Genomic DNA, 21,016 nt, shown 5'->3' with positions numbered 1-21,016 from the left:
TACTTTTCAATTTGATAACCAGCCAGCTAATCGTTTAAAAAGACTTATCAACATTTATTTTTATCATTTAATTATTTTTGTTGATTTCTCTTGTGAATTAGTCTGGTTTAAAGTGTTGATGAGTTTTTTGTTATCTGAATGATATCTTTTTTTAAATATCCATATAAATTAATAAGTAATATTTATTTTACGCGCTCTTTTTTTAAGGTGATTGATTCTGGATTTTATTGCTATTTATTGTTTTATAATGAATTTAACTAAATCTTACATCTAAAATTAACGGTTATATTGAAAGGCAAATTTACTAAAAGTAGAATTCAGTTGTTGTGGATTTTTTAGATATGTTGTTGAGTAATTATCAAGATTATCTGGAATTTTCTATCTATCTAAATATAAAGGGAATTAACTAATGTCATATGTATTGATCATTTTTGTTGTTGCTATTTTATTCGGTGGCTCTTTCGCGTATAAAAATTACATAATGAAAAATATAAACTCTCCTGAAGCCAAAGCTAAAAGGAAAGGGACTGGAACAAATCCGGACACTGAAGAGTTTATTAAAATGGAACAACAATATCCGGCCAGAGCAGGGGAAGAGAAAAACTTAGCCTTTGGTGTTTTATTTATCAATGGTGGATTATTTGCCGGGCCAACCAGAACATTACATATTAACGCTAAGGTTGATGACGTTAAAAAGTATGATTTGGACCAATACTGGGATATAAAAGATACTGATTCAGCAAAAGAAACGTTAAATCAATTAGCTTCTCTGCCGTCTAATAATGGTTTCTCCCCATCATCAATTTATTCAGCCAGCGCTAAAACGTTTTTTACTCATTTCGAGAAGCTATCTCCTGAACAACAAAAGGATCCGGCGGAACTTAATAAATGGGTACAGGCTTTAGAGCAAATTAATCAGAATATAAAAGTTGAAGCGTTCGGTAAGATGTATGAACGTTTAAGTTTGAGCTATCAGCAAATTATGGGCCTGCAAAATATTGATGCATGGGATATCGAACGTTTAGCGGGTACCGCCAGAAAATGCTATTTTGCCGGGTACATTACCGAAGATGAATGTTACCAATATCTGGCTCAGGCGCGTAGCCTGGCAACGGCTCGTTATGCTAACTGGCAAGAGTATCTGGTGTCATTTATGACCGGACGCGTAGTTTGTTACAAAGAGACGGGTTTTGATCAGTGGATTGATGTCGCTCAGGGGCTGCTGGAAACGCCAAACAGCATCTGGGATCAGAATAAAGGCTTATGGACTAAGTAAGCTAAACAGGTAGTAAAAAACACCGTCCTCTTATGCTAAAGAGTGACGGTGTTTTTTTATTTGAGTTATTTGGTGAATGACTAAGGAAGAAGACGCCGAGTTATCTTTTCTGTACCCTCGTCAACCAAACTACCTATTACTTATGCCTTTCCCGCAGCCGGTTAATCACTGAACTTAAATTCAAATCTTGATCCTGTAGCAGAACCAGTAAGTGATAAACCAGATCGGATGCTTCATTAGTTAGCTCTTCACGGTCATTCACTGTTGCCGCCAGTGCGGTTTCTACGCCTTCTTCTCCTACTTTCTGAGCAATGCGTTTGGTTCCGCTGGCATACAGTTTGGCGGTGTAAGAGGTAGACGGGTCCGCCTGCTTACGTGAGGCCAACAACTGTTCTAACTGATAGAGAAATGTCCATTCGGTTTCCGCCGGGGCAAAGCAACTGCGGGTACCGTTATGGCAGGTTGGGCCAACCGGACTCGCCAGAATCAGCAGGCTATCGTTATCACAGTCCGGCGTCATGCTGACAACATTCAGGAAGTTGCCGGAGCTTTCGCCTTTGGTCCATAAACGCTGTTTTGTTCGGGAGAAAAAGGTGACTTTACCGCTTTGTTCAGTGGCGTGTAAGGCTTCCAGATTCATATAGCCTAGCATCAGAACTTCACCGGAAACCGCATGCTGGACAATCGCTGGCATCATACCGTCGACTTTTTCCCAATCCAGCTGGCTATGCTGCTGTTGCGTTAACATGTTCTGATCTCCACTTGATTATCGGCAAGATAGCGTTTTAGTTCACCGATATTGATAATTTGTTTATGAAACACCGATGCAGCCAGTGCGCCGTCAACGTTAGCGACGTTAAATGCATCGAGAAAATGCGCCATTGTTCCGGCACCGCCAGAGGCAATAAGCGGAACTTTACAGACCTGGCGTACCAGCTTCAGCTGTTTCAAATCATAGCCGTTACGGACACCATCCTGATTCATCATATTTAGCACAATTTCACCGGCTCCGCGCTTTTGTACTTCCTGTACCCAATCCAGTGTGTTCCAGGCGGTGGCTTTGGTGCGGGCTTCGTCACCGGTAAATTGATAAACCTGATAGCTTTCCTGTTCAGCGTTATACCAGGTATCAATGCCCACCACGATGCACTGCACACCAAAACGGTCGGCTAACTGAGAGATCAGTGATGGATTAGCTAATGCCGGGGAGTTAATGGAGATTTTATCCGCGCCAAACGAGAGGATCTGACCGGCATCTTCAATGCTTTTAATCCCACCGGCAACACAGAAGGGGATATCAATCACTTCTGCTACTTTTGAGACCCAGCTTTTATCCACCACGCGGCCATCGGAAGAGGCGGTAATATCATAGAATACCAGTTCATCCGCGCCTTCTTCAGCATAGCGTTTGGCCAGTGGAACAATATCACCAATGATTTCATGATTACGAAACTGTACGCCTTTAACCACCTGACCATCACGAACGTCCAGACAGGGTATTATCCGTTTTGCCAGCATGAAATGGCCTCCTCTACGTTAAATTTACCGTCCAGCAGGGCGCGACCAACGATCACGCCTTTTACTCCGCTGGTGCGCAGGGCAGCAATATCATTCAGACTGCCAATGCCGCCGGATGCCTGAAATGCAACGTCCGGATAACGCTGGCTAATTTCACAATATAAATCGACGTTGGAACCGGCCAGAGTACCGTCGCGGGAAATATCGGTGCAGAGCACGTGCTTTAAGCCATAGGGAAGATAGCGTTCTACTATCTGTTCCAGTGTTTGGCTGGAGTTTTCCTGCCAGCCGCTAATGGCCACGTTTTTATTACCGTTATCATCAATGCGTACATCCAGCGCCAGTACCAATGCATCGGCACCAAAACGTTTAAACCATTGTTCTACCATTTCGGGCTGGCGTACGGCGGTTGAACCAATAACGACCCGGCTGGCACCGGCATCGATTAAATCACTGACGTCTTGTTCTGTACGAATACCGCCACCAATCTGAACCGGAACCGAAACACCGGCTAACAGTTTACGTAATAAAGGTAACTGGCGAGCTTTTGGATCTTTAGCACCGGTTAAATCAACCAGATGCAGTACCTGAGCACCTTGTTGCTGATATTGTTGCAGGCGCGGCAGTGGGTCGTTGCCATAGTCGCGCTGTTGTCCATAATCTCCCTGATGCAGACGCACTACGCTGCCGTCAATCAGGTCTAATGCGGGAATAATCATCTCAGTTACATCTCCAGAAAGTTTTTCAGCAGTTGTGCGCCGGCCTGACCAGAACGTTCTGGATGAAACTGTACGCCGAAGAAATTGTCTTGCTGTACTGCGGCGGTGAAGGGCTCGCCGTAGGTGGAGTGCGCGATAGTGGCTGAACATACGGGCATAGCGTATCCATGTACGAAATAGAAATAAGCACCGTCCTCGATGCCGCGAAACAGATGATGACCCGCCAGTGGATTGACATTATTCCAGCCCATATGAGGGAGGGGCAGGTTGTCCGCTTTCATCTGCTTGATCGGAGCATCAATAATGCCCAGCGTATCTGTTGAGCCTTCTTCACTGCTTTTAGCCAGTAGCTGCATACCGAGGCAAATGCCTAAAACCGGTTGAGTACAGGCTTTGATTAAAGGGATTAACTCACGTTCGTTCAGTATTTTCATAGCGGCAGAGGCGGAACCCACACCGGGGAGAAATAGCTTGTCGGAGCGCAGGACAATGTCAGGATCCCGGCTCACTACCGGGTTATAGCCCAGGCGCTTTACCGCATAAGCCACCGAAGCCAGATTGGCACAGCCGGTATCTAAAATCACCACTTCCATTACAGCACCCCTTTTGAGCTCGGCAGGGTATTACCCTCTACGCGGATTGCCTGACGCAGGGTACGGCCAAAGACTTTAAACAGGCTCTCCACTCTATGGTGGTCATTCTTACCTTTGGTTTTCAGATGTAAGGTGACCGCCATTGAGTAAGAAAGCGAGTGGAAGAAGTGTTCTACCATCTCTGTGCTCATATCGCCAACGCGCTGATGGGTAAATTCGGCTTTGTACTCAAGGAAAGGACGACCGGAAATATCCAGCGCACAGCGGGCCAGACACTCATCCATTGGTAGCGTAAAACCAAAACGGCCAATACCGCGTTTATCACCCAATGCCTTTTTAAGCGCTTCGCCCAGTGCCAAACCGGTATCTTCAATGGTGTGGTGATCGTCAATAAATAGATCGCCTTTCACATTGATATTCATACGAAAACCGCCATGAGTGGCTATCTGATCCAGCATATGGTCAAAGAAACCAATACCGGTGTGAATTTTGCTGTCGCCCTCGCGATCCAGCCAGACTTCCACATCAATGGAGGTTTCTTTGGTGGTGCGAATAACATGAGCGTGGCGGTCTGACTGAGTTAACTGTTCAACGATTTGATTCCAGCCCAGTGTATCGCGCTGGTAGCGAATACCCTGAATACCCATGTTTTTCGCCAACTGAATGTCAGTTTCCCGATCGCCAATTACCCAGGAGTTCTCATAGTCCATCACTGCTTTATGCATATAGGCCGCCACCATTTTGGTTTTAGGCTTGCGGCAGTCACATTTGTCTGCGGGCATGTGCGGACAGATCAGGGTTTCTTTAAAGCAAATTCCTTGAGAGGAGAGGATCTGCATCATCAGGTTGTGCGGTGGATCGAAATCTTCCTGCGGAAAACTGCTGGTTCCCAGTCCGTCCTGATTGGTGATCATCACCAATTGATAACCGGCATCCTGTAATTTCAGTAGGGCGGGAATGACCTGTGGCTCTAACGCCAGCTTATCTAACCGATCTACCTGAAAGTCTTCAGGGGGTTCGGCGATGATGGTACCGTCGCGGTCAATAAACAGATATTTTTGGCTCATGGCGGCTGTTTTCCTTAAAAGTTTTTCAAAGCGTCAGTGACGGCATCGCATTCACGCTGGGTGCCGATAGAGATGCGCAGGCATCCTTTCAGTCCCGGCTGTTTGTTTTGGTCTCTGAGTATAATTCCTTTATCCCAAAGCGTCTTAAAGGCTTTTTCTGAATCTGTCAGGTTAAATAACAGATAGTTAGTTTCGCTGGGATAAACCTGGGTTACACAGGCGCATTGAGCTAACGTGAGCTTCAATTGATCGCGACGGGCATTGAGTTCCGCTACCCGTTTACGCATGGTGGATATACCCGTTTCACTCAGTGCCTGTGCGGCAATGTCTGCCACCGGTGTTGATAGTGGATAAGGGGCGATCACTTTCAACAGCAGATTGATAATCTCTTCGCTGGCGAGGGTAAAACCACAGCGTAAACCGGCCAGTGCAAAAGCTTTGGACAGCGTACGCAACACCACCAGATTAGGGTACTTGCTGAGCCAACTGACTACGCTGGCTTCAGGACAAAACTCTATATAGGCTTCATCAACCACTACCAGTGCGCGCCCGGCAGTCATTGCCAGCAGTTCACGAATGTCGTCCGGATTGATCAGGTTTCCGGTTGGATTATTTGGACTGCAAACGTAAACCAGTTTTACGCCTTCCAGTGCAGAGGCAATGGCGGGTAAATCTAACTGCCAGTCAGCTTTACTGGCGACAGTCCGGCGTTCAACACCGAGGGTTTCTGCACTTACGCTATACATACCATAAGTTGGCGGGCAGTAGAGCACGGCGTCTTTACCCGGTTCGCAGAAAGCTCGCATCAGTAATTCAATACCTTCATCAGCGCCACGGCTAACGATAACCTGTTCTGGTTTTACGCCCGCGTAAGTGGAGTAGCGTTGAATTACCTGAACCGGTTGGCATTCCGGATAGCGGTTTAAATTTTGCTCTGTAAGCTGATAGCTGGTGGCTTCCGGATATTCGTTGGCATTCAGCCAAACGTCACCATTACCGCCAATACGGCGAGCTGACTGATAAGGCGTTAACTTTCTTACATTATCGCGGGCTAATTGTTCAATACTCATTTACGCCTCCGGATTCAGTTGTTTTAGTTTGGCGACGCGCAAAGAGACAGCCTGTTTGTGGGCGGTCAATTGCTCAGCCTGTGCCAGGGTTTCAATCGTCGGGGCCAACGCCATAAAACCCTGTTGGGTTAGCTGTTGAACGGTCATACGCTTTTGAAAATCCGCTAAACCTAAGCTTGAGCTGGTGGAGGTATAACCGTAGGTCGGCAATACGTGATTGGTTCCGGATGCGTAATCACCGGCGGATTCCGGTGACCAGTCGCCAAGGAACACTGAACCAGCGCTGGTAATTTGCTCCACCAGTGCTTCAGGATCGCGTGTCTGAATGATTAAGTGCTCCGGCCCATACTGATTACTGATATCAACACACTGATCCAGATCCCTTGTTACAATTAAACGACTTTCTGCCAATGCCTGACGGGCAATATCTTGCCGTGACAATGTCACTAATTGTTTTTCAAGCTGCTCAGAAACGGCCTGAGCGATGTCTCTGTCCGGAGTCAGTAAAATAACCTGAGAATCGGGGCCGTGCTCTGCCTGAGATAGCAGATCTGAGGCGATAAAAGCAGGAGTAGAACCGCTATCAGCAATGACCAGAACCTCTGAGGGGCCGGCGGGCATATCAATCGCAGCACCGCCAATGGCCTGACTTACCTGACGTTTGGCTTCGGTCACATAGGCGTTACCAGGCCCGAAGATTTTATCTACTTTAGGTACGGTTTCACTACCAAATGCCATGGCAGCAATGGCCTGTGCGCCCCCCAGTTGAAAAACGTTTTTAATACCACACAGTTTTGCGGCATACAGAATTTCATCGGCAATTGGCGGTGGAGAACATAAAACGACTTCTTTACAGCCCGCCAGACGAGAAGGAATACCTAACATCAATACCGTTGATGGAAGTGGTGCGGTACCTCCAGGAATATACAAGCCGACAGATCTGATTGGGCGAGTAACCTGCTGGCAACGTACGCCAGGTTGGGTTTCGATATCCACCGGTGGCAATATTTGAGCCTTATGAAAGGTTTCGATATTGCGTGCGGCTATAGCCATCGCCTGTTTGATTTCATCGCCTAAACGTTCAGAGGCGGCATTGATTTCCTGCTCGGTAATACGCAGGCTGGTAGTTTGCACTTTATCAAACTTGGCGTTAAGCAGGGTTAGCGCACGATCACCACCGGCTTTCACCTGTTCGATAATTTCGCTCACCGCGGCACTGATACGGTCAGATGCATTTACCGCAGGACGTGAAAGCAGTTCTTGCTGCTGCTGTTTATTGCATTGTTCCCAGAAGGTCAGTTGCATGGTGGTTACTCCATCATTTTTTCGATTGGTAACACCAGAATTGAGCTGGCACCGAGTTTTTTCAGGCTTTCCATGGTTTCCCAGAACAGCGTTTCGCTACTCACCATGTGCATTGCCACGCGGTTTTTATCACCGGCCAGCGGCAGAATGGTAGGGCGTTCGGCTCCGGGAAGCAGGGCGACAATCTCTTCCAGACGATCGTTCGGCGCATGCAACATGATGTATTTAGATTCTCTGGCCTGAATCACTCCTTGCATACGGGTTAGCAGTTTATTGATCAGCTCTTGTTTTTCGTCAGAAATTTCACCATCGCGTTGAATCAGCGTGGCTTTAGAGCGATAGATAACGTCCACTTCACGCAGGCCGTTGGCTTCCAGCGTTGCTCCGGTAGAGACTAAATCACAGATGGCATCCGCTAAACCTGCCCGAGGGGCAACTTCGACTGAACCATTTAAAAGACAGGATTTAAAACGAACTTTTTGTTCGTCCAGATAGCGTTTTAACAAGTGAGGATAAGAGGTCGCGATACGGCTGTTTTGTAAACATTGTGGGCCGGTATATTCGGCATCCAGCGGCATAGCGATAGAGAGACGGCACCCGCCAAAATCAAGGCGACGCAGGGTAGTGTAACGAGGATCTTCTCCCTGAGCACGGCGGCTCAACAGCTCTTCTTCCAGGACGTTTTCACCGATAATGCCGAGATCTACTACGCCATCCATAACCAGGCCGGGAATATCGTCATCACGTACGCGAAGAATATCAATGGGCATATTTTCTGCGAAAGCGATCAGGCGCTGTTGCTGGAGGTTTATTTTGATACCACAGCTGGCGAACAGCTTCTGGGATTCATCACTTAAACGACCTGATTTCTGCATAGCTATTCGTAAACGGCTTTTATCTAACATGGTAATCCTCTTATCTCTCTAATTTATTCTTCTTAAATCGTGGGCATTAAAAAAGCCCTCGGAAGGATTCTTCCGAGGGCTCTCTCTAACATTCTGTTCGCCACTGGAAGATCCGTTGATCGTCTTCCAGCACCAAAGGCCTGAAGACTAATCAGGGTGATGGTGATGATGGTGGTTAAACAGAACGTTATTCATAATATTTTGCGCCTTGAATCAGATAATTTATTTATGTCGCTGCTAAGTAACCTACCCATTGTTTAACAGAATGGCAACTACTTTTTTAAATAATTATGCAGAATGTAGAATAGGTAAGAAAATCATAGCTGAACGATCTACTTTAAATTTCGGACAGTTACCGAATTAAACAGGTAAGGCGGTTAGTTTTGGCTTATATTGTATAACGTTACTCCAATAATCAGAGTCATATATATCTACAGGTAAAATGCAGATGAAGAAGGTTTCCATAATTGGTTTAGGCTGGCTTGGAATGCCGCTGGCACTTTCACTGGCAGGACAGGGATATATTGTCGCAGGCAGTAAAACCACGCAGGATGGCGTTGAAGCGGCCCGCATGTCGGGTATTGATGCGTATCCTTTAGTCATGACACCTTCGCCAGAATGTGATGCAGAGGATTGGGAGCAACTACTGAACTGTGATGTGTTAATCATTACGCTACCGGCCAGCCGGGATCCTGAAAGGGCGGATATCTACCGCCAGTCAGTACAGCTTTTAGTCGATAGTGCTTTGAGTAAGCAAATTTCCCGCATTATTTTTATCAGTTCAACATCAGTATATGGGCCAGGAGAAGGCGAAATAACCGAGGACTCCCCTCTGAAACCAGAACGCGTCTCAGGCAACGCGTTGGTGAGCATAGAAAACTGGTTACATGATATGCCTCATCTTCAGGTGGATATTCTGCGTCTGGCGGGGTTGGTAGGGCCCGAGCGTCATCCTGGGCGCTTCCTGTCCGGTAAACAAGAGCTACCAGAGGGAAACTGTGGCGTAAATCTGGTTCATCAGGAAGATGCTATTGCAGCGATTCAACTATTGCTGAAGCAGCCACAGGGTGGGCATGTTTATAACCTGTGCGCGCCACTGCATCCACGCAAACAGGACTATTATCCGCAGATGGCAAAAAAACTGGGCATAGCACCACCGCAGTTTACGCCAACAGATCGTACATCGCTGGGGCGAATCATTAACGGACAAAAGATATGTCGGGAATTAGGATTTGAATACCGCTTTGAAGATCCGGCACTGATGCCGTTGTTGTAGTTAAACCAAGATAGTCTTCCGGCCGCACTTGATGCTTATATAAGTACATCGAGTGCGGCCGGAATAATCACTAATAATGATTTATTTGACGTTAATTAACGATGCTCAAATGCCAGTGCTTTTTTCTCAATTAACCGCATCATCAGCGTGAGTAAACCATTAACACACAGATAGATAATACCCGCTGCGCCATACACCATCACATCATAGGTTCGACCATACATCAGTTGGCTATAACCCATCACTTCCATCAGCGTAATGGTATAGGCCAGAGAAGTACTCTTGAATACCAGAACAACTTCGTTGGAATAGGAAGAGAGCGCTCGTTTAAAAGCATAAGGTAATAAGATCCGCAGAGTTTGTGCTTTAGACATACCCAATGCAGAGCAAGACTGCCACTGACCCGATGGAATGGCTCGTACTGCGCCGTGGAACAACAATGTGGAGTAGGCCGCGCTGTTTAAAGCCAGCGCAATCATAGCGCACAACCAAGGCTCGGACAGTAATTGCCATAACACCGGGAATTGCTTGATGCCTTCAAACTGGCCCGGGCCGTAGTAAATCAGAAATATTTGTACCAGTAACGGGGTACCGGTAAATAGCGTGATATAACCTTTCACTACCCAATTAATGACCGGCGTTTTTAACGTCAGAACCACGGTAAACAGGATAGCCAGAATCAGTGCCACAATCAGAGAAACAATCGTCAGCGTCAGGCTGGTATGTAACCCTTGTAATACATCCGGTAGATACTGAAACATTATGAAGCCTCCCGTTCAAAGCGCGTAGTACGTCGCTCAATCAGGGAGAGAATATGTTGGCTGATTAGCGTGATGGCTAAATAAACCAGCGCGGCAATCATAAACCAGGTAAACGGTTCCTGAGTACGAATAGCAATACTCTTGGTTTGCAGCATCAGGTCATTGACACTAATCAGTGAAACCAGAGCGGTATCTTTTAACAGAACCAACCACTGGTTTCCTAAACCCGGCAGGGCATGACGCCACATTTGTGGCATGATCAAACGAAAGAAAATTGCACTTTTGCTGATGCCCAGCGCCTGACCTGACTCCCATTGTCCACGAGGAACGGCTTTCAATGCTCCGCGCAGAGTTTGTGAGCCATAAGCTGCATATAGCAATGACAGGGCAATCACGCCACACAGGAATGGGCTAACATCAAAGTTTTCAATATTTAATTGAATAGTGAGGCCCAGCAGAGTGAAACCATCCGCCAGAGTCATCAACAGCTGTGATGCGCCGAAATAGATAAACAGCACCACCAGAATTTCTGGCAAACCGCGTAGTATCATGACAACACCGGTAGCGATATAGCTAAGAAACTTCAGGCGAGATGACTCCCATACGGCGAAAAACATAGCCAATATCAGACCCAACACCAGAGAGCATACTGCCAGGCCGACGGTCATACCGGCGGCGCTGGCTAATGGGAGAATTTCATTCATTATTTGTCAGATTACTTCTGGAACCATTTGTTATAGATAGTCTGATAGGTACCATCTTTCTTGATTTTATCCAGTGCGCCATTCAATTTGTCGCGCAGGTCGGTATTTTTCTGGTTTACTGCAATAGCGAAACCCGTACCAAAATAGGCATTATCTGTGACCCTGTCACCAACACTGGTTAAATCATCATTTTTCTTCAACCATTCAGCGACAACCGCCGTATCACCAAACACGGCGTTAATACGGCCACTTTTCAGATCAAGAATGGCATTCTGGTAGCTATCATAGGCAACCGGTGTGATTTCGGTATGCTTCTCCAGCAGATATTTCTGGTGAGTGGTACCATTTTGCATGCCGACTTTTTGTCCTTTCAGTGCAGCTAAATCAGCCACTTTGCCTTTAATCGCAATAAACTGAGCGGAGTTATCATAGTAAGTGTTGGTGAAGGCAACCTGCTCCAGACGCTCTGGCGTAACGTCCATTGCGGCAATCGCCGCGTCAAAGCGACGGAATTTCAGTCCGGGAACCAGGCTGTCAAAACCCTGGTTGGCAAAAGTGCATTCAGCCTGAAGCTCTTTACACAGCGCATTAGCCAAATCGATATCAAATCCTTGAATTTGATTTTTTGCATCAACAAACTCAAACGGAGGATAGGATGCTTCGGTAGCAAAACGAATTTTTTCTGCGGCGACGGCAGAGAGGCTAAAGCTGGCAAGCAGAGTGGCGACCAGTAATTTTTTCATATCCAGACTCCAGAGAGGCTTAATGGGAGAGATAACCGGCAAACTCTTTGGTTTGCGGGTGAATAAAGGCATCGGCGGTACCGTATTCCACGACATGGCCTTGCTCCATATAGACCACCCGACTGGCAGTCTTTTTGGCAAACTCGACTTCATGGGTCACGATAACCTGGGTAATGCCGGTATCAGACAGTTCACGAATGATGTTTACCACCTGAGCGGTAATTTCAGGATCCAGCGCTGCAGTCGGTTCATCAAATAACAGTATTTGAGGTTCCATCATTAACGCTCTGGCAATAGCCACACGCTGCTGCTGCCCACCAGAAAGGTGTAATGGGAAGCGAGTACTGAACTCCTGTAAACGCAGGCGCGCCAGCAATTTCTCTGCCCGATCGATAGCCGCTTCTTTAGACAAGCCTAAAACCCGACAAGGGGCTTCAATCAGATTTTGCATTACCGTCAGATGGGGCCACAGGTTATATTGTTGAAATACCATACCGACATTACGACGTAATTCACGAATGGCATTTTCTGACGGTGGCTGACTAAAATCAAAGTGGTTACCGGCGATGGAAAGCTGCCCGGAAACTGGCATTTCCAATAGATTTAATACTCTGATAAGTGAGCTTTTACCTGCACCACTAGGGCCGAGTAACACTAAGGTTTCTCCGCTTGGGCAGTCCAGTGTGATGTCAAACAGTGCCTGATGGCTACCGTAGAAACAGTTTATCGCTTTTAAATGAATACTCATGCGCCAATACTGAATAGTAATTAATGCGTTAATGGTAACGTTGACCGGATAGGGATGCAATCAAAGCCGCATAAAATTTGCAACGACTTCACAATTAACGGAAAACGGAATGACTAAATCATCGACTATTTACCGGTCAATGCAGCAGATTTAGTTTAGGCCATGTTTAAAAGCGGCACAAAAGGAGATAACAAAAAGAGTGAGGGAAGAAAGGAAACATTGGCTGCCAAAGACAGCCAATGGGTGTGGCTCAATCATTTTTCTGACAACATTAATTATAGAATTGCGCAATAAACCTCATAGGCAGCCCAACCTAAGACCGCACCAGCCGGCAAATCGATAATATAGTGTTGCTTGGTAAACATACAGGAAAGCGCAATCAGAACCGGGAACAGGAACACCCAAGGTCCCAGAGTACCGTATGCTAATAATGCGGTTAACGTAGCAACGGATACGTGCATGCTTGGGAAACAGTTAGATGAGTCATCAAATTTTTGCACAAACAACAAGAACTTTTCAGACCAGCTTTTACCAGTATTCATGCTACGCCAGTGAGATGGCGTAGAGACTGGAAACAGCATAAAGAATGTCATCTGCATAACCAGAAGAACAATATAGCTGAAAACAATCATGATGAAGTGACGGGAATCTTCCACAATCCAGTTGATATACAAAATGGCAGGATAATAGAGGAAACTGTAAATCCATGACCAGGATGGCCAGAACGGGATTTTTTCGTCAATGGCAGAGCTAAATTCACGAACCTTGGTAATGGTATGGCGTTGAGTAAAAAAGTAAAACTGATAAACACCAACAATCAGAATACCACTTAAAATAAGATTGATAACATAATCGATAGGACTCATGGGTTATTCCCTTAACTGATTTAGTATTGGATCTTGTTGTTATATTGCTCTGTTAATTAATCGTGGGCGATAGTATATAAATTGAAGCAACTTGTGTACCTCAAACTCTGCATAGTCGGCGATTATCGCAACATAATTTGTATCAAACTATGAAAATGTTTCAGATTTACAGCCAGTTAATATAATTGGTTTTGAAACTAAATTTTTGCTTCTTTATATACTGAATGATGACCGTTACCTTCTGAGTAACTATTTATCTGAATATATAACTTGTTGTTATTTATGTAATTAACTCTTTTTAATGGCGCGTTGGCAAATATGCCTGGCCTCGACGCATCAGGACTTTCCCGTTATGATGAGCCAAGACCTGATTGATACCTTTGGAGAACGGTGATGCAGCGTATAACGATTTCTATTGATGACGACCTGATGGAAGAGATAGATAACATTATCAAGCAAAAAAACTATCAAAACCGTTCAGAAGCGATCCGCGATTTAACCCGCACAGGTATTCAGAACTCCTCTTTAGTCGTTGAAGGTAATCCTCCTTGTGTGGCGGCATTGGTTTATGTTTATGACCATGAGTCTCGTGAGTTGTCTAAGCGATTGACGCGTACTTTTCATGAGCAGCATGACTTAACATTGGCCAGTCTGCACGTTCATCTCGATCACGGTAGCTGTATGGAAGTCTCGATGCTGAAAGGTGATGCTGAGCGGGTGGGGCAACTGGCGGAGCAGGTGATTACGGAACGAGGCGTAAGATATGGTAAGTTGGTGATGGTACCGGATAATAGTGGCGGGCATTCCCATCATCACCATCATGATGACGAACATGACCATCATCATGATTAATATTTTCTTTAAAATATAAAAAGAGAAGGCCCGGATTATTATCCGGGCCTTCTTGCTTATTGAACTAACAAAAAAACATTTAACGTGCTGATTCGTAAATCTTCTGACTGTCAGCTAAAGTGATATCGCGGTGTTCGCCAAGTTGAGTCATGCCGTGTTCTTTTAGCTTTTCGATCAACGCAGGGATCGAGCTACCATCTAACTTATAGTCAGACAAGCGCGTAGGTGCCCCCATTTGTTGGAAGAAGTTTTCAGTGGCTTTAATTGCCGCTTCAATGCGCTGATCTTCAGTACCGGTATCAATGTTCCAGACGCGTTCTGCGTATTGTAATAGTTTTTCCCATTTTTGTGCTTTCTTGGCCCGCATAATGGCAGGCAGAATTATAGCCAGCGTTTGTGCGTGATCCAGTCCGTGCATTGCGGTCAACTCATGACCCAGCATATGGGTAGCCCAGTCCTGAGGCACACCAGCACCAATCAGGCCATTTAATGCCATGGTAGCGCACCACATAATATTAGCCCGCACCGCATAGTTTTCCGGCTCTTTTAACGCTTTTGGACCTTCTTCTATCAGTGTCAGCAACAGACCTTCAGCAAAGCGATCCTGCACTTTGGCATCAACCGGATAGGTGAGGTATTGCTCCATGGTATGAATGAATGCATCAATAACCCCGTTAGCAATCTGACGAGGAGGCAGAGTATAGGTGGTAACTGGATCCAGAATAGCAAATTGCGGCATGACGAAAGGAGACATAAATGCTTGCTTATCGCCCGTTTCACGACGGCTAATAACGGCGCCGTCATTCATTTCAGAACCGGTTGCCGGGAGAGTTAATACTGAACCAATGGGTAATGCTTTAGTGACTTTTTTTCCACGGCTGGTGACGATTTCCCAGGTTTCGCCCACATAATCAGCCGCCGCGGCAATAAATTTTGTGCCGTCCAGTACGGAACCACCACCAACGGCAAGCAGGAAATCGATCTTATTGTTATGCACCATTTCTACGGCTTGCATCAGAGTTTCATAAGTTGGGTTAGGTTCAATACCGCCAAATTCAAACAGGGTATATCCCTTCAGCGCATGATGAACCTGCTCCAAAACGCCATTACGTTTAATACTGCCGCCGCCGTAAGTAATTAATACCCGTGCATCGGCAGGAATAACCGTAGGGAGTTGAGCAATCTGACCCTGACCAAACAAAACTTTTGTAGCAAGATGAAGGCTGAAATTATTCATAGTGATAGATCCTGACGGTAACATGATGGATAAGAAACAGTAGTTTTTTTGTTTCAGAAAAGCTTAACAAGATACTTCATTAACATTAACATAAAACCGATGGGTAATTGGTCTGTTTAATGTAAATGAGTGATTCATGGAAGAGGCTAACTTACTGAGTAACAGAATATTCTGTCATAAGGGCTTTAACCAGAACGTTAGATATTGAGTATACTAACGTTATTCACCGGTTTTTTTACGTGCAAAATCACAAGGTTGAACAATACTGTTAGACAGTGCTTTGAAAGTGATAAAGCCACGTCTGAATAACCCGTTGGGAGATATTGAAATGCAAAGACTAAGAATTAAAGAGTGGGCTAAAATTCGTGAAACATCCGTCGAAATTGCAGAGGCTATTTTTGAACTGGCTGATAACGATGAAGTAAAAGCACAGCAAATTTGGGACGAAGGCAGCGATGAAGTTCTGCCACTGGCATTTAGTAAAACCGATGCGGATCGCCTCTACTGGGGGGAAGAAACCATCGAGCGTAAAAACGTCTGATAACTCACCGTATGTTTTAACGCTATTCAATAACGTCGCCTAATGCGACGTTATTGATGTTGATACAGTTGAGCGTAATAACTTCATATAAAACACATATAAATCAATTAAGCTCAGTGCACAGGTTTAATTAATGGATAAAATAACCATGCGCAGACCCTTCTCTTCATATCATCCCTGGCTTTACTGGTTGCGGGTACAACAACGGCGTTTGTTTCGTCAAATAAGCTGGCGACTGGGTTCCCGTCGTTACACCAGCCGATTGATACCAGAACAGCGTCTGGAATATCGTTTTATCAAACACACATCTAAACTTATCCGTAAGTTAGGCAATAGCGATATTGCTCTGCAACATAACAAAGTGATCAACCTTAAACTGGCAACGGTGGCAACCAGCGGTATTGTGATTGCACCGGGGGAATACTTTTCATTCTGTCGTCTGGTGGGTAAACCGACGACAAAACGCGGGTTTGTTGAAGGTATGGAACTCTCTTATGGCGAGGCTCGCCAGGGAATTGGCGGTGGAATTTGTCAGTTAAGTAACCTTATTCACTGGATGGCTATTCATTCACCATTAGTGGTAGTGGAACGAGCTAACCATAGTTTTGACCCTTTTCCCGATGAAGGGCGAATTTTACCCTTTGGTTCAGGTGCTGCCATTTTTTATAACTACATCGATCTGGTTTTTCAAGATACCTTCCAACTGGTATTTAATGTGGCAGAACATCAGTTAGAGGGGGAATTACTGTGTAACAGGCCACGGGAAGTGAAATACCATGTCTATCAGCAGGCACATCGCTTTGTTCGCCGGGGAGAGCAGGTATGGCGACAAAATGAGATCTGGCGAGATATATCAACCAAAGGGCAGGAACCGATAATCCTACAGTCAGAATGTTTGTATCGTAATAATGTGGTGGTCAAATATCACGTGGATTCCGAACAACTGGAGCCGGGGCAGTCATTAACCAGAGGGTAACAGCAGGCTCAGTGTTATCCACGGCACTAAATTAAATATCAGAATGCCGATTTTATATATTGCCATCCCACCGTAGTGAATAGCATCAAAGGTGGCATCAGGGAGCTGAAACCAACGGCGATGCAGACGATAAATCGATGTTTTTGCTAACACTATTGCGATAAACCAAATAATCAAAACAGCATAATTAATTACCGTACAGTAAAGTAAAGCGTGTTTAATCATATAAAAATCCATTGTTTTTTCCCGTACAGTTGCTTTGATTAAACAATGGCAATGCCGAATGGTTGTAACCGCCATTCGGCATTGGCAAATTATTTTTTCTTTCTTAATTCAGTAACGGGAAATCCACCAATTCCCCAGTTGTCCATATCTACTTCATCAATAACCACCAAAGTGGTTGCCGGATTTTTATCCAGGACTGTAACCAATAGCTGAGTAACTCCCTCTATTAGCTGCTTTTTTTGTTCCGCGGTAGCGCCTTCTTTAGTGATTTTAATATTGACGTAGGGCATGACTAAATTCTCCAGTTGGTTTATTCAGAGGTTTTTTTAAGGCGTTGACATTAAATTATGGGCAGCATCAGCCACTTTTACCAGCAACGATTTATCGGTAGTTGAGTGCTGGCGTAAAAAGGCGTTATTCTTAATGCTAACCGGTGTTGATATGGCTACTCTATGAGTGAGATAACCAATAATTGCATGCAGGACAATGAATTATGATTTTGATTACCGGCGGCGCTCGTAGTGGAAAAAGCCGGCTGGCTGAACAACTGGCTAACGAGAAAGCGTCAGCGTGCGGAGGAAACGTACTCTATATTGCCACCTCATTGGTTACTGACGATGAAATGGCTCGACGTATTGAACAACATCAGCAAATGCGGCCTTCGCACTGGCGTACTCATGAAGGCTATCGACAGTTGGGTAATGAGATTCGTCAGCAATCTGCTTTTTTCCCGGTAGTGGTGCTCGAATGCATAACGACGATGCTGACTAACCTTATCTTTGACTGGGCAGGAGATAGCGATCCTGACCGGCTTGATTATTTGGCGCTTGAACGTTGGCTGGAACCACAAATTGATGATTTATTGAAGGCCAGTACCGAAAGCCGAAGTGAAATCATTATGGTAACTAATGAGCTGGGGTGCGGTATTGTGCCTGAATACCCGTTGGCGCGACATTTTTTAGATATTGCCGGGCGAGTGAACCAGAAATTGGCGCAACAGGCGAATGAGGTACACTTTGTGGTATCGGGAATCGATATGAAAATTAAAGGTTAATCATGAAATTTATTAAACTTTTTCTGGTCTCTTTGCAGTTTTTGACTCGAATCCCGGTTCCGGGACGCTATACGGACAGTATTGAAATAAGTGAATATCGTCGAATGGTGATGGCGTTTCCTCTCGCCGGATTAACCGTTGGCTTAATTAGCGCTTTTGTCTTAACTCAACTGTGGTGGGGAAACCTACTGGCTTCAGCCTGTGCAGTTTTGACTATTGCCATGATTACCGGAGCGTTCCATCTGGATGGCTTAGCGGATACCGCCGACGGCATATTTTCTTCCCGCCCAAGAGACCGCATGCTGGAGATTATGCGTGATAGCCGCATTGGTACTCAGGGTGCGTTGGCGCTGATATTCAAGATCTTGCTACATGTACTGGTGGTATATCAGTTAGCTGAAAATCAGGCTTCAGTCGCCCATTTATTGATTGTTGCGCCAGTCGTTGGTCGCTCACTGAGCGTACTACTGATGTACCGACAGAACTATGCCAGAGAGAGTGGTATGGGGAATCTATTTATTGGCAAGATTGAACGAGGGGAATTCTATACCGCCTTACTGATTGGCGTGGTGTTGGTATTTTTGTTCGCCGGTGGATATGGTGTATTGATGGCCGCTGTAGCTGGCGTATTGTTATTGGTTTATCGGGCGTTGATTCAAAGCAAACTGGGTGGACAAACCGGGGATACGCTGGGTGCCGGTATTGAAATCGCCGAACTGCTCTTCCTGCTGTTAATGGTTCATTGATCAATGCGCTTATATTTAGTGCGTCATGGCGAAACTCAAGTCAATCAGCGTGGCGTCTATTCTGGTTCTACCGATCATGCACTTAATTCACAGGGTATCGTACAGGCGGAACTATTGGCTAAAGCGTTATCCGGCATTCAGTTTGACCGAATCGTGACCAGTGGGCTAAGGCGAACTCAGCAAACAGCAGAATATATCTCCGGCATTGATAAACAACACCATCAACGATTAGAAGGATTAGATGAGATCCATTTTGGCCTCTGGGAAGGGCGTCACTATCAGGAGTTGGAGCAAAACGATAGCCAGAATTATGCCAACTGGTGTTTGGACTGGAAGAGCGTTGCTCCCCCTGAAGGCGAAAGCTTTAATCAGTTCAATTTGCGAATTCATCAATCTTTCACCGCCTGGTTAAGTGAAGCTGAAGCAACCGGTTTAGATAACATCCTGTTTGTTGGTCATCAGGGAACCTTACGCTGTATTTTGCTCTCGCTGATGAAAATGCCAGCAGAAGGCTTTTGGTATTTTACTTTCAGGCATGACGCTTACAGCGTTATTGATATTCATCAGGGACATGCGGTGATTCAACAGTTAAACGTTCTGGCCTGATCCATTTATTCTGTTATACAACAACCACAAAAGGTAGTGACTGTTTATGCAAAGCTTAAACCAAATCATCGCGCAAATACGCCCACTGGACAGGCTGGTGATGGAGGAAATGTCCATCAGACTGGATGGTTTGGTAAAACCTGTTGGTAGTTTGGGAAGATTAGAGCAATTGGCTATTCAACTTAGCGGTATTTATCGCAACCTGAATATCAGTGCTTCACATAAACAGTTGATTGTCATGGCAGCAGATCACGGCGTTTATGCGGAGGGGATCACGTTGGCGCCGCAGGCTGTCACCTATTTGCAAATGTTGAATATGGTAAAAGGTGTTTCTGGTGTTTGTGTACTGGCAAAACAGATGAAGGCGGATGTTTTGCTGGTGGACACAGGTATCGATTCATTACCTATCGAGGGTGTTTTAAATTATAAGGTACGTCGCAGCAGTGGAAATATTGCGACTCAGGCAGCCATGAGTCGTGAAGAGGCTATAACACTGTTGGAACGCAGCGCCCGGCTGGCTATAGAGCAGGTTAATCATGGTGTCAGATTAATTGGTACCGGAGAACTGGGAATGGGAAATACCACGCCAGCTGCGGCGATTGTTAGTGTGCTTTGCGATGCTGAACCTGAACACACTGTTGGTGTTGGGGCTAATTTTCCGCAGGATCGCATGCAACATAGAATTGAGGTAGTCCGTAGGGCAATTGCTATTAACCAACCGGATGCTAACGATAGCATTGATGTATTAGCAAAAGTTGGAGGGTTTGATCTCGGTGGTATGGCTGGCATTATGATTGGTGCCGCTGCCGCAGGGGTACCCATTGTTTTGGATGGCTTTCTCTCTTGTGCAGCAGCCCTGATCGCAGTGAATATTGCGCCACAGATTCATCCTTATTTGATACCTTCCCACCGTTCTGCTGAGAAAGGCACACAGTTAGCGTTAGAAAAACTGAATCTTGTTCCTTATTTAGAAATGTCCATGCGATTGGGTGAAGGTAGCGGGGCGGTAATGGCATTTCCAATAATAGATGCTGCCTGTGCGATGGCGACTAAAATGGGGAGTTTGAATGAATCAAATATTTTATTATCAGATTGATTTTCGATTCATCAAATTGCACACAAAATTAGACTGTAGTATTATTTCATTATGGTATTAAATAAAATAAATTTTTTAAAATAATAAATCAATAATACTGCATAGTTATAGGAAGAATAATTATTTATTTCA

At 45.3% G+C, this 21,016-nt stretch carries 25 protein-coding genes and 1 other annotated feature; of the genes, 9 read left to right on the top strand and 16 right to left on the bottom strand.

Annotated features, from left to right (window positions below):
* Positions 1 to 562 precede the first annotated feature (562 nt).
* The gene (locus tag I2494_RS02855) at positions 563 to 1,276 is read left to right on the top strand and encodes a DUF1266 domain-containing protein (RefSeq protein WP_228350819.1); all 714 of its coding nucleotides are present in this window, start codon (positions 563 to 565) and stop codon (positions 1,274 to 1,276) included.
* Positions 1,277 to 1,412: 136 nt separating this feature from the next.
* Here I2494_RS02855 and hisIE read toward each other — a convergent pair whose 3' ends face one another.
* Genes hisIE through hisG form a run of 8 tightly spaced genes read right to left on the bottom strand, consistent with a single transcriptional unit; the run spans position 1,413 to position 8,453 of the window.
* Positions 1,413 to 2,024 (bottom strand): bifunctional phosphoribosyl-AMP cyclohydrolase/phosphoribosyl-ATP diphosphatase HisIE, encoded by a 612-nt coding sequence (hisIE, locus tag I2494_RS02850; RefSeq protein WP_218465510.1) that lies wholly within the window; start codon positions 2,022 to 2,024, stop codon positions 1,413 to 1,415.
* On the bottom strand, positions 2,018 to 2,794 hold the full coding sequence (gene hisF, locus I2494_RS02845; RefSeq protein ID WP_218465511.1) for an imidazole glycerol phosphate synthase subunit HisF: 777 nt from the start codon (positions 2,792 to 2,794) through the stop codon (positions 2,018 to 2,020). Before hisF ends, hisIE begins: the two co-directional genes overlap by 7 nt.
* Positions 2,776 to 3,513: a 1-(5-phosphoribosyl)-5-[(5-phosphoribosylamino)methylideneamino]imidazole-4-carboxamide isomerase gene (gene hisA, locus I2494_RS02840; RefSeq protein ID WP_218465512.1), complete on the bottom strand. Its 738-nt coding sequence runs from the start codon at positions 3,511 to 3,513 to the stop codon at positions 2,776 to 2,778. The genes hisF and hisA overlap by 19 nt, the downstream gene beginning before the upstream one ends.
* 5 nt (positions 3,514 to 3,518) lie before the next feature.
* The gene (hisH, locus tag I2494_RS02835) at positions 3,519 to 4,106 is read right to left on the bottom strand and encodes an imidazole glycerol phosphate synthase subunit HisH (protein WP_218465513.1); all 588 of its coding nucleotides are present in this window, start codon (positions 4,104 to 4,106) and stop codon (positions 3,519 to 3,521) included.
* Complete coding sequence (gene hisB, locus I2494_RS02830) at positions 4,106 to 5,173, bottom strand: bifunctional histidinol-phosphatase/imidazoleglycerol-phosphate dehydratase HisB (RefSeq protein ID WP_218465514.1); 1,068 nt, start codon at positions 5,171 to 5,173, stop codon at positions 4,106 to 4,108. The genes hisH and hisB overlap by 1 nt, the downstream gene beginning before the upstream one ends.
* 14 nt (positions 5,174 to 5,187) lie before the next feature.
* Positions 5,188 to 6,243: a histidinol-phosphate transaminase gene (gene hisC / locus I2494_RS02825; RefSeq protein ID WP_218465515.1), complete on the bottom strand. Its 1,056-nt coding sequence runs from the start codon at positions 6,241 to 6,243 to the stop codon at positions 5,188 to 5,190.
* On the bottom strand, positions 6,244 to 7,548 hold the full coding sequence (gene hisD / locus I2494_RS02820) for a histidinol dehydrogenase (RefSeq protein ID WP_218465516.1): 1,305 nt from the start codon (positions 7,546 to 7,548) through the stop codon (positions 6,244 to 6,246).
* A gap of 5 nt (positions 7,549 to 7,553) precedes the next feature.
* Positions 7,554 to 8,453: an ATP phosphoribosyltransferase gene (hisG, locus tag I2494_RS02815; protein WP_130591617.1), complete on the bottom strand. Its 900-nt coding sequence runs from the start codon at positions 8,451 to 8,453 to the stop codon at positions 7,554 to 7,556.
* A gap of 46 nt (positions 8,454 to 8,499) precedes the next feature.
* Positions 8,500 to 8,625 (bottom strand) — a sequence feature (His leader region).
* Positions 8,626 to 8,901: 276 nt separating this feature from the next.
* Here hisG and I2494_RS02810 point away from each other — a divergent pair.
* Entirely contained in the window at positions 8,902 to 9,729 is an 828-nt protein-coding gene (locus tag I2494_RS02810) for an SDR family oxidoreductase (RefSeq protein ID WP_218465517.1), read from the top strand.
* Between the two features lie 95 nt (positions 9,730 to 9,824).
* On the opposite strand, the gene artM is transcribed toward I2494_RS02810, so the two are convergent.
* The 5 genes from artM to I2494_RS02785 all read right to left on the bottom strand — a co-directional run bounded on the left by artM (position 9,825) and on the right by I2494_RS02785 (position 13,551).
* On the bottom strand, positions 9,825 to 10,490 hold the full coding sequence (gene artM / locus I2494_RS02805) for an arginine ABC transporter permease ArtM (RefSeq protein WP_218465518.1): 666 nt from the start codon (positions 10,488 to 10,490) through the stop codon (positions 9,825 to 9,827).
* Positions 10,490 to 11,194 (bottom strand): arginine ABC transporter permease ArtQ, encoded by a 705-nt coding sequence (gene artQ, locus I2494_RS02800; RefSeq protein ID WP_218465519.1) that lies wholly within the window; start codon positions 11,192 to 11,194, stop codon positions 10,490 to 10,492. Before artQ ends, artM begins: the two co-directional genes overlap by 1 nt.
* An 11-nt stretch (positions 11,195 to 11,205) precedes the next feature.
* Positions 11,206 to 11,937, bottom strand: a complete 732-nt coding sequence (gene artJ / locus I2494_RS02795; protein WP_218466003.1) for an arginine ABC transporter substrate-binding protein — start codon at positions 11,935 to 11,937, stop codon at positions 11,206 to 11,208.
* 19 nt (positions 11,938 to 11,956) lie between these two features.
* Positions 11,957 to 12,685 carry an arginine ABC transporter ATP-binding protein ArtP gene (gene artP / locus I2494_RS02790; protein ID WP_218465520.1) on the bottom strand — a complete coding sequence of 243 codons (729 nt, stop codon included), beginning with the start codon at positions 12,683 to 12,685 and terminating at the stop codon, positions 11,957 to 11,959.
* A 275-nt stretch (positions 12,686 to 12,960) separates the two neighbouring features.
* Entirely contained in the window at positions 12,961 to 13,551 is a 591-nt protein-coding gene (locus tag I2494_RS02785; RefSeq protein WP_218465521.1) for a phosphatase PAP2 family protein, read from the bottom strand.
* 393 nt (positions 13,552 to 13,944) lie between these two features.
* Between I2494_RS02785 and nikR the strand changes: the two genes are divergently transcribed.
* Complete coding sequence (gene nikR / locus I2494_RS02780) at positions 13,945 to 14,403, top strand: nickel-responsive transcriptional regulator NikR (RefSeq protein ID WP_130591610.1); 459 nt, start codon at positions 13,945 to 13,947, stop codon at positions 14,401 to 14,403.
* Between the two features lie 79 nt (positions 14,404 to 14,482).
* Here the strand turns inward: nikR and yqhD are convergent, their stop codons facing one another.
* Positions 14,483 to 15,640 carry an alcohol dehydrogenase gene (yqhD, locus tag I2494_RS02775; protein ID WP_218465522.1) on the bottom strand — a complete coding sequence of 386 codons (1,158 nt, stop codon included), beginning with the start codon at positions 15,638 to 15,640 and terminating at the stop codon, positions 14,483 to 14,485.
* A gap of 328 nt (positions 15,641 to 15,968) precedes the next feature.
* Here yqhD and I2494_RS02770 point away from each other — a divergent pair, with 328 nt between their 5' ends.
* Positions 15,969 to 16,181, top strand: coding sequence for a YccJ family protein (locus tag I2494_RS02770; protein ID WP_218465523.1), 213 nt, complete (start codon positions 15,969 to 15,971; stop codon positions 16,179 to 16,181).
* 133 nt (positions 16,182 to 16,314) lie between these two features.
* Positions 16,315 to 17,157 (top strand): VanW family protein, encoded by an 843-nt coding sequence (locus I2494_RS02765; RefSeq protein ID WP_228350818.1) that lies wholly within the window; start codon positions 16,315 to 16,317, stop codon positions 17,155 to 17,157.
* Here I2494_RS02765 and I2494_RS02760 read toward each other — a convergent pair.
* Positions 17,143 to 17,382: a DUF6868 family protein gene (locus I2494_RS02760; protein ID WP_218465524.1), complete on the bottom strand. Its 240-nt coding sequence runs from the start codon at positions 17,380 to 17,382 to the stop codon at positions 17,143 to 17,145. The genes I2494_RS02765 and I2494_RS02760 overlap by 15 nt on opposite strands.
* Before the next feature lie 89 nt (positions 17,383 to 17,471).
* On the bottom strand, positions 17,472 to 17,672 hold the full coding sequence (locus I2494_RS02755) for a 2-hydroxymuconate tautomerase family protein (protein ID WP_218465525.1): 201 nt from the start codon (positions 17,670 to 17,672) through the stop codon (positions 17,472 to 17,474).
* Between the two features lie 203 nt (positions 17,673 to 17,875).
* Between I2494_RS02755 and cobU the strand changes: the two genes are divergently transcribed.
* The 4 genes from cobU to cobT are packed head-to-tail and all read left to right on the top strand — an operon-like array spanning position 17,876 to position 20,884.
* Positions 17,876 to 18,436 carry a bifunctional adenosylcobinamide kinase/adenosylcobinamide-phosphate guanylyltransferase gene (cobU, locus tag I2494_RS02750; protein WP_218465526.1) on the top strand — a complete coding sequence of 187 codons (561 nt, stop codon included), beginning with the start codon at positions 17,876 to 17,878 and terminating at the stop codon, positions 18,434 to 18,436.
* Positions 18,437 to 18,438: 2 nt separating this feature from the next.
* Entirely contained in the window at positions 18,439 to 19,182 is a 744-nt protein-coding gene (gene cobS, locus I2494_RS02745; RefSeq protein ID WP_267081179.1) for an adenosylcobinamide-GDP ribazoletransferase, read from the top strand.
* Between the two features lie 3 nt (positions 19,183 to 19,185).
* The gene (locus tag I2494_RS02740) at positions 19,186 to 19,788 is read left to right on the top strand and encodes a histidine phosphatase family protein (protein ID WP_218465527.1); all 603 of its coding nucleotides are present in this window, start codon (positions 19,186 to 19,188) and stop codon (positions 19,786 to 19,788) included.
* 46 nt (positions 19,789 to 19,834) lie between these two features.
* Entirely contained in the window at positions 19,835 to 20,884 is a 1,050-nt protein-coding gene (gene cobT / locus I2494_RS02735; protein WP_218465528.1) for a nicotinate-nucleotide--dimethylbenzimidazole phosphoribosyltransferase, read from the top strand.
* Positions 20,885 to 21,016: the final 132 nt, after the last annotated feature.

This window comes from Limnobaculum allomyrinae, assembly GCF_016649425.1.
Classification (GTDB): domain Bacteria; phylum Pseudomonadota; class Gammaproteobacteria; order Enterobacterales; family Enterobacteriaceae; genus Limnobaculum; species Limnobaculum allomyrinae.
Note: the sequence above shows the minus strand (reverse complement) of the source record. Positions and strands in the feature narration are given on the sequence as shown.

Coding starts and splice junctions, on each gene's coding strand:
- I2494_RS02855 (WP_228350819.1), top strand. CDS start 563: ATGGAACAACAATATCCGGCCAGAGCAGGGGAAGAGAAAAACTTAGCC.
- hisIE (WP_218465510.1), bottom strand. CDS start 2,024: ATGTTAACGCAACAGCAGCATAGCCAGCTGGATTGGGAAAAAGTCGAC.
- hisF (WP_218465511.1), bottom strand. CDS start 2,794: ATGCTGGCAAAACGGATAATACCCTGTCTGGACGTTCGTGATGGTCAG.
- hisA (WP_218465512.1), bottom strand. CDS start 3,513: ATGATTATTCCCGCATTAGACCTGATTGACGGCAGCGTAGTGCGTCTG.
- hisH (WP_218465513.1), bottom strand. CDS start 4,106: ATGGAAGTGGTGATTTTAGATACCGGCTGTGCCAATCTGGCTTCGGTG.
- hisB (WP_218465514.1), bottom strand. CDS start 5,173: ATGAGCCAAAAATATCTGTTTATTGACCGCGACGGTACCATCATCGCC.
- hisC (WP_218465515.1), bottom strand. CDS start 6,243: ATGAGTATTGAACAATTAGCCCGCGATAATGTAAGAAAGTTAACGCCT.
- hisD (WP_218465516.1), bottom strand. CDS start 7,548: ATGCAACTGACCTTCTGGGAACAATGCAATAAACAGCAGCAGCAAGAA.
- hisG (WP_130591617.1), bottom strand. CDS start 8,453: ATGTTAGATAAAAGCCGTTTACGAATAGCTATGCAGAAATCAGGTCGT.
- I2494_RS02810 (WP_218465517.1), top strand. CDS start 8,902: ATGAAGAAGGTTTCCATAATTGGTTTAGGCTGGCTTGGAATGCCGCTG.
- artM (WP_218465518.1), bottom strand. CDS start 10,490: ATGTTTCAGTATCTACCGGATGTATTACAAGGGTTACATACCAGCCTG.
- artQ (WP_218465519.1), bottom strand. CDS start 11,194: ATGAATGAAATTCTCCCATTAGCCAGCGCCGCCGGTATGACCGTCGGC.
- artJ (WP_218466003.1), bottom strand. CDS start 11,937: ATGAAAAAATTACTGGTCGCCACTCTGCTTGCCAGCTTTAGCCTCTCT.
- artP (WP_218465520.1), bottom strand. CDS start 12,685: ATGAGTATTCATTTAAAAGCGATAAACTGTTTCTACGGTAGCCATCAG.
- I2494_RS02785 (WP_218465521.1), bottom strand. CDS start 13,551: ATGAGTCCTATCGATTATGTTATCAATCTTATTTTAAGTGGTATTCTG.
- nikR (WP_130591610.1), top strand. CDS start 13,945: ATGCAGCGTATAACGATTTCTATTGATGACGACCTGATGGAAGAGATA.
- yqhD (WP_218465522.1), bottom strand. CDS start 15,640: ATGAATAATTTCAGCCTTCATCTTGCTACAAAAGTTTTGTTTGGTCAG.
- I2494_RS02770 (WP_218465523.1), top strand. CDS start 15,969: ATGCAAAGACTAAGAATTAAAGAGTGGGCTAAAATTCGTGAAACATCC.
- I2494_RS02765 (WP_228350818.1), top strand. CDS start 16,315: ATGGATAAAATAACCATGCGCAGACCCTTCTCTTCATATCATCCCTGG.
- I2494_RS02760 (WP_218465524.1), bottom strand. CDS start 17,382: ATGATTAAACACGCTTTACTTTACTGTACGGTAATTAATTATGCTGTT.
- I2494_RS02755 (WP_218465525.1), bottom strand. CDS start 17,672: ATGCCCTACGTCAATATTAAAATCACTAAAGAAGGCGCTACCGCGGAA.
- cobU (WP_218465526.1), top strand. CDS start 17,876: ATGATTTTGATTACCGGCGGCGCTCGTAGTGGAAAAAGCCGGCTGGCT.
- cobS (WP_267081179.1), top strand. CDS start 18,439: ATGAAATTTATTAAACTTTTTCTGGTCTCTTTGCAGTTTTTGACTCGA.
- I2494_RS02740 (WP_218465527.1), top strand. CDS start 19,186: ATGCGCTTATATTTAGTGCGTCATGGCGAAACTCAAGTCAATCAGCGT.
- cobT (WP_218465528.1), top strand. CDS start 19,835: ATGCAAAGCTTAAACCAAATCATCGCGCAAATACGCCCACTGGACAGG.